Annotated in this window: 10 protein-coding genes; 6 read left to right on the top strand and 4 right to left on the bottom strand. The window is 68.4% G+C overall.

From position 1 onward, the window contains the following. Nucleotides 1–4: 4 nt before the first annotated feature. Together QNJ30_03065 and QNJ30_03070 are read left to right on the top strand one after the other, a co-directional pair. Nucleotides 5–3187 (top strand): multidrug efflux RND transporter permease subunit, encoded by a 3183-nt coding sequence (locus tag QNJ30_03065; protein ID MDJ0942414.1) that lies wholly within the window; start codon nt 5–7, stop codon nt 3185–3187. A gap of 100 nt (nt 3188–3287) precedes the next feature. Further along, nucleotides 3288–3833, top strand: coding sequence for a DUF962 domain-containing protein (locus QNJ30_03070; protein ID MDJ0942415.1), 546 nt, complete (start codon nt 3288–3290; stop codon nt 3831–3833). 60 nt (nt 3834–3893) lie between these two features. Here the strand turns inward: QNJ30_03070 and QNJ30_03075 are convergent, their stop codons facing one another. From QNJ30_03075 to QNJ30_03085, 3 genes are all read right to left on the bottom strand, one after another. Next, entirely contained in the window at nt 3894–4406 is a 513-nt protein-coding gene (locus QNJ30_03075; protein ID MDJ0942416.1) for a cytochrome P460 family protein, read from the bottom strand. A 132-nt stretch (nt 4407–4538) separates the two neighbouring features. Beyond that, nucleotides 4539–5873 (bottom strand): chromate efflux transporter, encoded by a 1335-nt coding sequence (gene chrA, locus QNJ30_03080; GenBank protein ID MDJ0942417.1) that lies wholly within the window; start codon nt 5871–5873, stop codon nt 4539–4541. Beyond that, nucleotides 5873–6676, bottom strand: a complete 804-nt coding sequence (locus QNJ30_03085) for a chromate resistance protein (GenBank protein MDJ0942418.1) — start codon at nt 6674–6676, stop codon at nt 5873–5875. Before QNJ30_03085 ends, chrA begins: the two co-directional genes overlap by 1 nt. Before the next feature lie 217 nt (nt 6677–6893). On the opposite strand from QNJ30_03085, the gene QNJ30_03090 reads away from it, so the two are divergent. Further along, the gene (locus QNJ30_03090) at nt 6894–7874 is read left to right on the top strand and encodes an NAD-dependent epimerase/dehydratase family protein (protein MDJ0942419.1); all 981 of its coding nucleotides are present in this window, start codon (nt 6894–6896) and stop codon (nt 7872–7874) included. A gap of 71 nt (nt 7875–7945) precedes the next feature. Next, nucleotides 7946–8347: a hypothetical protein gene (locus QNJ30_03095; protein ID MDJ0942420.1), complete on the top strand. Its 402-nt coding sequence runs from the start codon at nt 7946–7948 to the stop codon at nt 8345–8347. A gap of 33 nt (nt 8348–8380) precedes the next feature. On the opposite strand, the gene QNJ30_03100 is transcribed toward QNJ30_03095, so the two are convergent. Beyond that, a complete protein-coding gene (locus tag QNJ30_03100) occupies nt 8381–10261 on the bottom strand; it encodes an AMP-dependent synthetase/ligase (GenBank protein ID MDJ0942421.1) in 1881 nt (626 codons plus the stop codon). A 107-nt stretch (nt 10262–10368) separates the two neighbouring features. Here QNJ30_03100 and QNJ30_03105 point away from each other — a divergent pair, with 107 nt between their 5' ends. After that, entirely contained in the window at nt 10369–12174 is a 1806-nt protein-coding gene (locus QNJ30_03105) for a M3 family oligoendopeptidase (protein ID MDJ0942422.1), read from the top strand. 96 nt (nt 12175–12270) lie between these two features. After that, on the top strand, nt 12271–13635 hold the full coding sequence (locus QNJ30_03110; protein ID MDJ0942423.1) for an AarF/ABC1/UbiB kinase family protein: 1365 nt from the start codon (nt 12271–12273) through the stop codon (nt 13633–13635). The last annotated feature ends 67 nt before the right edge of the window (nt 13636–13702 follow it).

Here is a 13702-nt window from a genome sequence, read left to right on the forward strand (position 1 = left end):
CGCCATGCGCTTCGCCCACTTCTTCGTCGAGCGGCCGATCTTCGCCACGGTCCTGTCGTTGGTGATTCTGATCACCGGCGGCATCGCCTTTGTGCAGCTGCCGGTGTCCCAGTACCCGGAGATCGCCCCGCCGACCATCGTGGTCAGCACCACCTATCCCGGCGCCAACGCCGAGACGGTCGCGGCCACCGTGGCCACGCCGCTGGAGCAGGAGATCAACGGCGTCGAGGGCATGATCTACATGTCCTCCTACTCGACCAGCGACGGGCGGGTGCAGATCACCGTCACCTTCGCCCTCGGCACCGACCTCGACCAGGCCCAGGTCCTGGTCCAGAACCGGGTTTCCGTGGCGGAGCCACGCCTTCCGGAGGAGGTGCGCCGCCAGGGCGTGACGACCCGGAAGTCCTCGCCCGACCTGATGATGGTCGTGCACATGCTCTCGCCGGACGAGACCTACGACCAGCTCTACGTCTCGAACTACGCGCGCACGCGCGTGCGTGACGAGCTGGTCCGGCTGCGCGGCATCGGCGACGTGCGTCTCTTCGGCGAGCGCGAGTTCTCGATCCGCGTCTGGCTCGATCCCGACAAGCTGGCGGCCTACGGGCTGACCGCCGGCGACGTGGTCGAGGCGCTGCGCGAGCAGAACGTCCAGGTCGCCGGCGGCGCGATCGGCGCGCCGCCTTCGCCCGGAGGCACGCCCTTCCAGGTGACCGTCTCCACCCAGGGCCGCCTGTCCGACCCGCGCGAGTTCCGCAAGATCATCGTGAAGTCGACCGGCGCCGGCCGGATCGTGCGGGTCTGGGACGTCGCCCGGGTCGAGCTGGGCGCGCGCGACTACATCACCAACAGCTATCTCAACGGCAAGCCGGCGGTCGCACTCGGCATCTTCCAGCGGCCCGGCACGAACGCCCTGGAGACCGCCGATCAGATCCTGGCGACCATGGCGCGGGTCGGCGCTGACTTCCCGCCCGGCCTCGACTACGAGATCGTCTACAACCCGACGGAGTTCATTGCCGATTCGATCGACGCGGTCTACCGGACCCTCTTCGAGGCCCTGCTGCTGGTCGTCCTCGTGGTGCTGATCTTCCTGCAGTCCTGGCGCACGGCCCTGATTCCCATCGCCGCGATTCCGGTCTCCCTGATCGGCACCTTCCTGATCATGGCGGCCATGGGATTCTCGCTCAACATGCTGACCCTCTTCGGCCTGGTGCTGGCGATCGGCATCGTAGTCGACGACGCCATCCTGGTGGTCGAGAACGTCGAGCGGAACATCCGCGACGGCCTGTCGCCCAAGGAAGCGGCGCACCGCACCATGGACGAGGTCGGAACCGCGATCATCGCGACCTCCCTGGTCCTGGCCGCGGTCTTCGTGCCGGTGGCCTTCATTCCCGGCATCAGCGGCCAGTTCTATCAGCAGTTCGCGGTCACCATCATCGCCTCGACCCTGATCTCGACCATCAATTCGCTCAGCCTTTCGCCGGCCCTGGCGGCGCTGCTCTTGAAGCCCAAAGACGCGCCGCCGCCGAGATTCTTTCTGGCGCGCGCCGTCGCCTGGGCTGGAGAGCGCTTCAACCGGGGCTTCGATCGGGTGAGCGGCGGCTATGCCGCCACGGTCCGCGTGCTGGTCGGGCGCAAGGCCGTCCGCCTGGGCATGCTGCTGGGCTTCGCCGGGCTGCTCTACGGCACCGGCGCGGCCCTGCAGTCGGTGCCGCGCGGCTTCATCCCGCAGCTCGACCAGGGCTATGCCATCGTGGTCGTGCAGCTGCCCGATGCCGCCGCCCTCAACCGCACCGACGAGGTCGTCCTGCGGGCCAGCGAGATCGTCCGGACCACGCCGGGCGTGATCAACGCCGTCGGCTTCGCCGGCTTCTCCGGTGCCACCTTCACGAATGCGACCAACACCGGGGTGATCTTCGCCGCCTTCGCGCCCTTCGAGGAACGCCTGGCCCAGGGGCTCTCGGCCGAGGCGATCATCGGCCAGCTCTTCGGCCGCATGCAGCAGATCCAGGAGGCCTTCATCATTGCCGTACCGCCGCCGCCGGTGCGCGGCATCGGCACCTCGGGCGGCTTCCGGATGCAGGTCAAGGAGCTCACGTCCGAGGACATGCGCCGTGCCCTCAATACCGCCTACGGGCTGGTCGCTCAGGCCAACCAGGACCCGCGCCTGACCCGGGTCTTCACCACCTTCAGTGCCGCCAGCCCGCAGATATTCCTGGAGATCGACCGGGTGCGCGCGCAGATCCTGAACGTCCCGATCGAATCGATCTTCGAGGCGCTTTCGGTCAACCTGGGGACCACCTATGTCAACGACTTCAACGCCTTCGGACGCGTCTACCAGGTCCGCGCCCAGGCCGACAGCCCCTTCCGCCTGGACGTCGCCGACATCGCGCAGCTAAAGGTCCGTTCGGCCAGCGGCGCCCTGGTCCCGCTCGGCACCTTGGCCGAGGTGCAGCTGCGCTCCGGGCCCGACCTGGTGCAGCGCTACAACCTCGCCACCTCGGTCCCGGTGCAGGGCTCGGCCGCGCCCGGGGTCTCCTCCGGCGACGCCCTGGCGGCCATGGAGGAACTGGCGGCGAAGCTTCTGCCCGACGGCATGAGCTTTGAGTGGACCGAGCTGGCTTTCCAGCAGAAGCAGACCGGCGACACCGCGATCGCCATCTTCGTTCTCTCGGTGCTCTTCGTCTTCCTGGTGCTTGCGGCCCAGTACGAGAGCTGGGTCCTGCCGCTGGCGATCATCCTGATCGTGCCCATGTCCGTGCTCGCGGCGATGATCGGCGTCATGACCCGGGGCATGGACAACAACATCCTGACCCAGGTCGGCCTGGTCGTGCTGATCGCCCTCTCGGCGAAGAACGCGATCCTGATCGTCGAGTTCGCCCGCCAGGCCGAGGCGCGCGGCCTGGCGCTGGTCGAGGCCGCGGTCGAGGCCTGCCGCCTGCGCCTGCGCCCGATCCTCATGACCGCCTTCGCCTTCATCCTGGGCGTGGTGCCGCTGATGATCGCCACCGGCCCCGGCGCCGAGATGCGCCAGGCGCTGGGCACGGCGGTCTTCTCCGGCATGCTCGGCGTGACTCTCTTCGGCCTCCTGCTGACGCCGGTCTTCTACGTGGTGCTGCGCCTGATCTTCGGCCGCCGCCGCACAAAGGACCCGGGGCCGGCTCGGGAGGCCGCGGCGGCGGGGGATTAGGCCGGGTCCCGGGAGCCGGCGGCGGGAAACGGGATCGAACCGGCCGAGGCGCGGCGCTAAGCTCCGCTCGAGGTCGGGCACAACCTTGGGTTTAGGGACGATGACCGGCACGCTGTTCGAACGCCAGATGGCGATCTACACGACCTACCACCGCGATCACCGCAACCGCGTCACGCATTTCTTCGGCATCCCGGCGATCATCCTGGCCATCCTGTTCGCGCTGGCCCCGGTCCAGGTCGAGCTCGGCGCGACGACGGTCTCCCTGGCGATCCTGGTCTCGGCGGCGGTCTGGTTGCTGTGGATCGGGCTCGACCGGCCGATCGGGCTGGCCATGGGCCTCTTCATGGTCCCCGCGCTGGGACTTGCGGAGTGGGCCGCCGCAACCCAGAGCAGCAAGGCCCTCTGGATTGCCTTCGCGCTGCTCTTCGTCGGCGGCTGGGCCCTGCAGCTCCTGGGTCACCTCTACGAGGGCCGCCGTCCGGCGCTGCTCAGCAACCTCTTTCAGGCCCTGATCGGGCCGATGTTCCTCGTCGCCGAGGTCTTCTTCGCCCTCGGCCTGCGCCGGGATCTCAAGGCCCGGATCGAGCGGACGATCCGCGAGACCGATCCGCCGGCCGCCGGAAGCGCCGCGCAGCCCCTGGCCTGAGGACCTCCCGTCCCCTTCCAGCGCCGCCGCGGACGACGCCCCCGACCGAAGCCGGTCTGCCTATTGGCCGGCCAGGTGCTCGTAGGACCACACGAACTCCTTGTCCTGGAGCGGGTGGTGGCATTCCCGGCAGGCGGTGACGTCCTTGTCGAGCTTCTCTCCGGCGGCGCTGTAGACCGCGAACTCCCAGTCGCCGACCTTCAGCTCCTCGGCATAGCCCTCGTCGAAGCCCTGGCCGCGCTCCATCACCACCACGGCGGCCAGCTTGTCGATGATCCGGCGGCCGAGCGCGCTCTCAAGCGTGTTGCCCTCGCCGTCGACCTTGACGCTGTAGATCTCGCCCACGATCACCGAGCCGTAGGGCAGCTTGCCGTCCTTCGCGGCGCCCTTTGCGGCGGTCTCGTTCGCGAAGAGGCGGATGACCTGCTTGTCGTTGCCGATGCGGTCGCCCTCGTAGTAGTGCGTGAAGGCCGTCTTGTAGTCGGCGGGCAGGCTCACGTTTTCGGGCCCGGCGATGGCGGCGGTTGCAAAGACGCCGAGCCCAAGTCCGATTCCCAGTAGCGTTCGCAGCATGTCCGGGTCTCTCCCTGAAACGTTTTCCGTCCAAGCGGCGGGCCGGACGGTTTCAATCCACGAGGTTGGGGCAATCGCCGTGCCCCTTCAAGTGCCGCCCGAAGATTGTCTCACAGGTGTCCTCTCGATGCTTCACCCGAGCAGGACATGGTAGAGGGCGCCGAGGGCCGCGCCGGCGGCCAGCGTTGGCAGCATCGGCAGCTTGAAGCGCAGCATGGCGACCAGGGCGGCGCCGGTTAGAACCAGGGAGGCTGGATCGACGGTATCCCAGACCGGACGGTAGAGCCGCAGGGCCGAGACCCGGACCTCCTCGACTTCGGCGAAGCTGATGTGCAGGGCGAACCACAGCGCAAGGTTCAGGATCACCCCGACCACGGCGGCGGTCACGCCCGAGAGCGCAGCGTCCAGCTTGGCCTTGCCGCGCAGGGCCTCGACGTAGGGCGCGCCCAGGAAGATCCACAGGAAGCAGGGCAGGAAGGTGACCCAGGTGGTCAGGACGGCGCCCAGGATTCCGGCGCCCACCGGGTCCAGGGCGCCGGGATTGCGGTAGGCGCCGAGGAAGCCGACGAACTGCACCACCATGATCAGCGGCCCGGGCGTGGTTTCCGCAAGGCCCAAACCGTCCAGCATCTCGCCCGGCGCAAGCCAGCCGTAGGCCTCGACCGCCTGCTGTCCGACGTAGGCCAGCACCGCATAGGCGCCGCCGAAGGTGACGACGGCCATCTTGCTGAAGAACACGGCGACCTGTGTGAAGACGTCATCCGGTCCGAGGAGGGCCAGGAGCGCCGCGGTCGGCGCAAGCCAGAGCCCCAGGCAGACCAGGGGCGTGCGGAGGCTTGCGCGGCGATCGCGGCGTGGCGCGGTCATCGCGGTGCTCCGCGGACCCTCTGCCCGCATCCAGCCCGCGCCCAGGAAGCCGAGCAGTCCGGCGCTTACCACGATCAGCGGAAAAGGCAGGGCGAGGAAGAAGATGCCGACGAAGGCGGCCGCCGCGATCCCCAGGTGCAGACGGTTGCGCAGGGCCCGGCGGCCGATGCGCAGCAGCGCCTCGGCCACCACCGCGAGGACCACCGCCTTGATCCCGAAGAAGGCGGCCGCGACCAGGGGCAACTCGCCGTAGGCCGCGTAGAGCAGCGACAGCCCCAGGATCACCAGGGCCCCGGGCAGCACGAAGAGGATGCCGGCGACCAGGCCGCCCAGGGTCCGGTGCAGCAGCCAGCCGACGTAGGTCGCCAGCTGCTGCGCCTCGGGTCCCGGCAGCAGCATGCAGAAGTTGAGGGCGTGGAGGAACCGCGCCTCGTCGATCCACTTCTTCTCCTCGACCAGGATCTTATGCATCAGCGCGATCTGGCCGGCCGGCCCGCCGAAGCTGATCAGGCCGATGCGTAGCCAGACCCGGAAGGCCTCCTGGAAGGGGACCGCCAGGCTTCCGGCGGTTCCATCGGCCCCGATGTCGCGCGCCTCCATCAGGATCCCTCCGGAGCGGCCGGGTCCGCAGTGCCCAGACGGCACCCGACGTAGAGGGCGTCGAAGACCGGCAGGGCCGCGGAGACCCGCGCCGCGTCCTCCTCGAAGACCTCGGTTAGGCCGGCGATCATGGCTGGCAGCCCGATCCCGGCTTGGCCGCTGCCGTCGCGATCCCGGCCCGCCTTCTCGACGAGACCTGCAAGGTCATTAAGTGCGTCATCCCTTAAGCTGTAGCGCAGGAAGAAGTCATGCAAGCGACAGCCGTCGCCTTGGCCGGGTGCTGCGGAGCGGATTGGCCGGGCGCCGAGTTCGCTTGCGACCTCCTCGACCCAGTCCGGCTCGACGAAGTGCAACACCGCGGCCGGGTCGAGGAAGCGCCGGACGAACCAAGTGCGGGCGAGGCCGTCCAGGCCGATGCCGGTCGCCGCGACCCACTGGCTGCGATCCGTCACTCCGTCGGGGAGACCGGGCGACTTTTTGATCAGGGGGCCGCCCGACGCGCGATAGCCTTCGATGCCGCCGGAAAGGTAGCGCGCGTCGAATCCCTGCTCGCGCAGCAGCGCGGCCGCGCTCAGGCCGACCTGGTGGCCGTGGACGCAGTAGACGACGATCTCGCCGCTGCCGTGGAGCTCGCCGGCCCAGGTCTCGGCATCGCGATGGTCGCGCCAGACGGCGCCTGGGATCAGGTCTGTCGCCGCTTCGAAGACCTCGGAGCGGCGCACGTCGACAAGCCTCGGACAGGCCGCCGTCCCGACCAGGCGGCTCAGAACTCGAGAAGAAAAGCTTGCTTGCGTCTTGCCCATTTGCTCGACCCTCCAATACAGGAGCGTTGAGCGGTGCTTGGGCAAGGGATGCCTTGGACCGGTCGGGAGACCGCTTCACCCCGACAATGAGATACTAGCCCGGAAGGCGCCAAAGCTTCAATCCCGCCACGGGACGCACAGCTTTCGCTATCGATCAAAATCGTTAGACTGCCGGCTCTTTCAACTCCTTCGGCGCAGACTCGGCGAAGCAAGCTCCATGACCGTCCTCGTCACCGGCGTCGCCGGCTTCATCGGTTCCCACGTGGCCGGGGCCCTGCTCGACCGGGGCGAGCAGGTCATCGGGATCGACAATCTCAACGATTACTACGACCCGGCCCTCAAGGAGGCCCGCCTCGCCCAGTTTCGGGGCCGCAACGCCTTCGCCTTCCACCGCCTGGACGTCAGTGACCTGGCGGCGATCCTGGGGATGGTCGAGGCCCATCCGGAGATCACCCGGGTGGTCCATCTGGCCGCCCAGGCCGGGGTGCGCTATTCGCTGGAGAACCCCTTGGCCTACATCGAGGCCAATGTCAGGGGCCAGCAGGTGATGATCGAGGCCTGCCGACGCCTGCCGCGCTGCGAGCACTTCGTCTACGCCTCCTCCTCCTCGGTCTACGGCGCCAACCGTAAGCTGCCCTTCTCGGTCGAGGACCCGGTCGACCGGCCAGTCTCGCTCTACGCCGCGACCAAGCGCGCCGGCGAGCTCATGGCCTACACCGCGGCGCACCTCCACCGCCTGCCCTCGACCGGCCTTCGGTACTTCACGGTCTACGGTCCCTGGGGTCGGCCCGACATGTCGGCCTACATCTTCACCGACGCGATCTTCAAGGGCCGGCCGATCACGATCTTCAACCAGGGCGAGATGCGCCGCGACTTCACCTATATCGACGACATCGTCGCCGGCACAGTGAACGCCCTCGACCGGCCGCCGGCCGATGGCGGCGCGGTCCCGCCGCAGCGAGTCTACAACCTCGGCAACCACCGCTCCGAGGACCTGATGCGCTTCATCGGGGTGCTGGAAGCGGCTTGCGGCAAGGAGGCGATCAAGGAATTCGGGCCCATGCAGCCCGGCGACGTCAAGGAGACCTATGCCGACATCGAGGCCTCCCGGCGCGACCTGGGCTTCGAGCCGCGCACCCCAATCGACGAAGGCCTGCCCCGCTTCGTCGAATGGTACCGGGATTATCACAAGGTCTAGGCTTCGCAAGGCAGGTTCGCTCTCCCGATCGTGAAGCGCCCGGCGGACGCGAGGCTGCTAGGCTCCCCGCCATGCGATATCGAAGCCTAGCCCGCCTTGCCGCCGCCGGACTGCTGCTCGCGACGGCGACCGCACTGGCCCAGCACGGCCAGGGCGAGGCCCTGCCCCAGGGCAATTCCGGCTGCCCGGAGAGCCGGGCCTTTCTCGAGCCGGAGCTGACGACCCGGCCCGAGGACGGTGCGTTCTACGACACCCAGCGCCAGGCGATCGGCATGCCGATCCGCGACGTGATCCGTGCCATGGGCGGGATCGAAGCGGCCTATGTCGTCGCCGAGCGGACCCGGGCGAGCGCGAGGGCGAAGCTGGCCGAAGGTGCCCAGGGGGCGGAGCGCCGCTTCCACCAGGACACGATCCTGCGCGCCGACGCGCTGATCGCCATCCTCGATTGCCTGCAGAGCGGCGAGGGGGCTTAGGTCAGCTCCAAGCTTTGAAAGGAAAGAGCGGAGTCACGATCCGCTCTGGGCCGTCTCGCTCTGGGCCGTCTCGCTCTGGGCCGTCTCGCTCTGGGCCGTGTCGCTCTGGGCAGTCTCGCTTTGGCGGCGCTCGTAGAGGCCGTCGAGGAGCTTGCCGTAGGCCTCCTTGATCTTGTGGCGGCGGATCTTGAGGGTCGGGGTCAGCATGTGGTTGTCGACCGAGAAGGACTCCGGCGCGATGGCGAAGCGGCGGACCTTCTCCAGCGGCGAGAGCTCGGCGTTGACCCGGTCGACCGCCGCGGCGACCGCCTTGCGCAGCTCCGCATCGCCGTGCAGCTCGGCGAGACCGCCGGTCTTGCCGTTCTCCTTGGCCCACTCGGTGACGAACTCCGGGTCGGGCACCAGCAGGGCCACGAGGTTGGGCCGCTTGTCGCCGTAGACCATGGCCTGATGGAGCTCCGGCTGCAGGGTCAGGAAACCCTCGATCCGGGCCGGCGAGACATTGTCGCCGCCGGAAAACACGATGATGTCCTTCTTGCGGTCGGTGATCTTCACGAAGCCCTCGGCGTCCATCTCACCGATGTCGCCGGTGTGCAGCCAGCCGTCCCGAAGCACGGCCTTGGTCGCGACTTCGTCGCGCCAGTAGCCCTTCATCACCATGGGGCCGCGGACCAGGATTTCGCCGTCCTCGGCGATCCTCACCTGGACCCCGGTCATCGGCGGGCCGACGGTCTCCATCTTAACCTTGCCCGGCAGATTCACCGAGATCACCGGCGCCGCCTCGGTCTGGCCGTAGCCCTGCAGGACCCGCAGGCCCAGCGCCGTGAAGAAGATGCCGATGTCCGGATTGAGCGCGGCGCCGCCGGAGACGAAGGCTTTGAGCCGGCCGCCGAAGCGCTGCTTGACCTTGCGGCGGACGAGGAGCGTCAGGATCGCGTCGAGGATCCGCTCCTTCAGGGTCAGGCTGTCCGGGTCCAGGTAGCGCTTGCGCCCGAGCTCGACGGTGCGGTGGAAGAGCTTGGCCTTGCGCCCGCCCTGCTTCTCGACGCCCTTGAGGATCCGTTGATAGATCGACTCGTAGAGCCGCGGCACCGCGGTCATCAGGGTCGGCCGCGCCTCGGCCAGGTTGGTCAGCAGCTTCTCGACGCTCTCGGCGTAGTAGATCTGGGCGCCCAGGGCCATGGGGAAGAACTGGCCGCCGGAGTGCTCGTAGGCGTGCGACAGCGGCAGGAAGGACAGGAAGACCTCGTTGCCCACTCCCAGGATCTTAAGCACGTCGTGGGCGCCTAGGCAGTTCTGCATGACGTTCATGTGGCTGAGCATCACCCCCTTGGGCGTGCCGCCGGTGCCCGAGGTGTAGATGAAGCAGGCCGTGTCGTCGCGCTTGAGCTTGGAGACCATCTCGGCGGTGTCGTCGGGCCGCTTGGCGCCGTCGTCGATCAGCTGCCACCAGTCGTAGAGCTGCACCGTGGTGTCTTGGCCGAGCTCCGGCGGCTGGATAGTCACGACGAAGCGGCACTCCGGGGCGTCGATCGCCGCCGGCAGAACCTTCTGCGCCAGGGCCTTGGTCGAGACGATGGCGCCGACCGCGCCGCTGTGCGACAGGATGTGGTGGTGGTCGCCGACGTTGTTGGTGGTGTAGGCGGGGACCGTGATCGCGCCGGCGCTCATGATCGCGACATCTGCGATCAGCCACTCCGGCCGGTTCTCCGAGACAAGGACTACGCGATCCCCCGGCTTGACCCCGATGGCGCGCAGACCGCGGGACAGGGCGCTGACCGCCTCCGCGACCTCGGTCCAGGTCAGGAACCGGTATTTGCCCTCGCGCTTGGCCCAAAGGAAGGGCTTGCCGTCCAGGCGTTTTGCCTGATCGAACAGGAGAGCGGGCAGGCTTTGCCAGCGGTCTAGATCCACGCCATCCCCCTAAGGCCGTCGCGCTATCGTTCTATATTGTGATGCTGCGCGCTTGGCTCATCCCTTATGGCGGCCTATATGGCTGAGCGTCAAGGAGGTGCAGCACCATGATCGATACCGCCCGGACCGCCGGAACCGCCGAAACCGAGCTCGGTCCCCTGCCGACCTGGGACCTTTCGGACCTTTATCCGGAGGCCGACGGACCGGCACTGCGCGCCGATCTGACCGAGCTGACCGACGAGGCCGAGGCCTTTCGGACGCGCTACGAGGGCAAGCTCGACGGGCTCGACGGCGAGGCCCTGGGCGCCGCCCTGGAGGCCTACGAAGTCCTGCGCGAGCGGCTCGACCGGATCATGAGCTTCGCCCAGCTGGCCTATTCCGGCGACATCAGCAACCCCGAGATCGGCCGCTTCTATCAGTCGATGCAGGAGGCGACGAACGGCATCGCGAGCCGGGTTCTGTTCTTCACTCTGGAGCTCAACCGGCTTCCGGAGGAGCCGCTGGAGGGCAAGCTGGAGGCCGCGCCGCGGCTGGCGCGCTACCGGCCCTGGCTGCGCGACCTTCGGGCGCTGCGCCCGCACCAGCTCGCCGACGACCTGGAGCGGCTGCTGCACGAGAAGTACGTCGCCGGCCGCGGTGCCTGGGTCCGGCTCTTCGACGAGACCATGGCCGCGCTGCGCTTCCCTCTGGACGGTCAGGATCTGACCAGCGCCGAGATCCTCGACAAGCTGACCGATCCCGAGGCCACGGTCCGCAAGGCAGCGGCGGAATCCCTCGGGCGGGTTCTGGGCGCCAACGTCAAGCTCTTCGGCCACATCACCAATACCCTGGCCAAGGACAAGGAGATCGAGGACGGCTGGCGCGGCTTCGCCCGGCCGGTCTCGTCCCGGAACCTGGGCAACTACGTCGAGGACGAGGTCGTCGAAGCCCTGGTCGCCGCGGTGCGCGAGGCCTTCCCCAGGCTGTCGCACCGCTACTATGCCCTCAAGGCGAAGTGGTTCGGGGTGGAGCGGCTGCCCTATTGGGACCGCAACGCGCCGCTGCCGGACGAGGACCGGCGCCGGATCCCCTGGGCCGAGGCCCGGGACACGGTGCTCTCGGCCTATGCCGCCTTTTCCGGCGAGCTGGCCGAGGTCGGCCGGCGCTTCTTCGACAACCCCTGGATCGACGCCCCGGTGCGGCCTGGCAAGGCGCCCGGCGCCTTCGCCCATCCGACGGTGCCCAGCGCCCATCCCTACCTGCTGGTCAACTACCAGGGCCGGACCCGCGACGTCATGACCCTGGCCCACGAGCTGGGCCACGGCGTGCATCAGGTGCTGGCCGGCGCCCAGGGCCATCTCATGGCCGAGACGCCGCTCACCCTGGCCGAGACCGCCAGCGTCTTCGGCGAGATGCTGACCTTCCGGGCGATCCTGGCCGCGGAGGACGATCGGACCCGCCGCAGAGTCATGCTGGCGCAGAAGGTCGAAGACATGCTCAACACCGTGGTCCGGCAGATCGCCATGCACAACTTCGAAACCCGAGTCCACGACGAGCGGCGGGGCGGCGAGCTGCTGCCGGAGCGTCTGGGGGAGATCTGGCTGGAGAGCCAGACGGAGGCCCTGGGCCCGGCGGTGACCCTGGAGGGCGACTATCGGCACTACTGGGCCTACATCCCGCATTTCGTCCACGTGCCCTTCTATGTTTACGCTTACGCCTTCGGCGATTGCCTGGTGAACTCGCTCTACGCGGTCTACGAGGACGCCTCGGCCGGCTTTGCTGAGCGCTACCTGGAGATGCTGCGGGCTGGCGGGACCAAGCGGCACAAGGAGCTCCTGGCACCCTTCGGCCTGGACGCCGCGGATCCCGGCTTCTGGTCCCGGGGCCTGGGTGTCGTCGGCGGCTTCATCGACGAGCTGGAGGCGATGGATTAAGCGAAATCCCCGGCGCCGCAGCGGCCGTATAGTATACGAGCGGCGTCGCGCCGACGCGCGCTGGACAGACCGAGCCGGCGGGGCCATCTAGGTGTCATGACAGACAGCGATTTCACGGACGAATCCTCCCGCCTGAGCGGCCGGGTCAAGCGCTACGCCAAGGTCGGCGGGGCGGTCGGCGGCCTGGCGGCGCAGTTCATCGGCGCCCGCTATCTCGGCCTGGACCTGGATTCCGGCCGGCATTCCTCGGAGCTGAAGTCGGCCCTCGGCGGCCTCAAGGGGCCCTTGATGAAGGTCGCCCAGATCCTGGCGACCATTCCCGACGCCCTGCCGCGGGAGTACGCCGAGGAACTGCGCCAGCTCCAGGCCAACGCGCCCTCCATGGGCTGGCCCTTCGTGCGCCGCCGCATGCGCAGCGAGCTGGGTCCGGACTGGCAAGCCAACTTCGCCGATTTCGAGCACGAGGCCGCGGCGGCGGCCTCGCTTGGCCAGGTCCACCGGGCGACCGGCCACGACGGCCGCGCGCTGGCCTGCAAGCTGCAGTACCCGGACATGCAGTCGACCGTGGAGGCCGACCTGCAGCAGCTGAAGCTGGTGTTCTCGATCTACCGGCGCAGCGATAAGGCGATCGACCCCTCGGAGATCTACAAGGAGCTGTCGGAGCGCCTGCGCGAGGAGCTGGACTACGACCGCGAGGCCCGGCACATGCACCTCTACGCCGACATGCTCGGGGACGAGCCGGGCGTGCGGGTGCCCGACGTCCTGCCGGAGCTCTCCACCGACCGGCTGCTAACCATGACCTGGCTGGGCGGCACGCCGATCATGGACTTCGTCGCCGGCCATCCCGACACCGAGCTGCGCAACACCGTGGCCTACAACATGTTCAGGGCCTGGTACGTGCCCTTCTACTTCTACGGCGTGATCCACGGCGATCCGCACCTGGGCAACTACAGCCTGCGCGAGGACGGCTCGGTCAACCTGCTCGACTTCGGCTGCATCCGGGTCTTCGACTCCAGCTTCGTGCGCGGGGTGATCGACCTCTATCACGCCCTGGAGACCGGCGACGAGGCGCTGGCGGTCAGCGCCTACGAGACCTGGGGCTTCACCGGCATCGGCAAGGAATTGCTCGAAGTCCTCAACATCTGGGCCGAGTTCATCTACGCACCCCTGCTGGAGGACAAGGTCCGCAGGATCCAGGACAGCGACAGCGGCCTCTACGGCGCCCAGGTCGCCGGCAAGGTCCACAAGGAGCTGAAGCGGGTCGGCGGCGTCACCCCGCCGCGCGAGTTCGTCCTGATGGACCGCGCCGCCATCGGCCTGGGCTCGGTCTTCATGCACCTCAAGGCGGAGATCAACTGGCACCGCCTGTTCCACGACCTGGTCGCCGATTTCGACGAGGCGGCTCTCAAGGCGCGCCAGGCAGCCGCCTTGAAGGCGGCAGAAGTGCCGGCGGCGGGCTGAGCGCGACCCGGCAGGAACCGAGCGCTCCTGGGCCAGCTCGCCATCACGGCCTTAACGCCGGCTAAAC

Source organism: Kiloniellales bacterium (assembly GCA_030066685.1).
Classification (GTDB): domain Bacteria; phylum Pseudomonadota; class Alphaproteobacteria; order Kiloniellales; family JAKSBE01; genus JAKSBE01.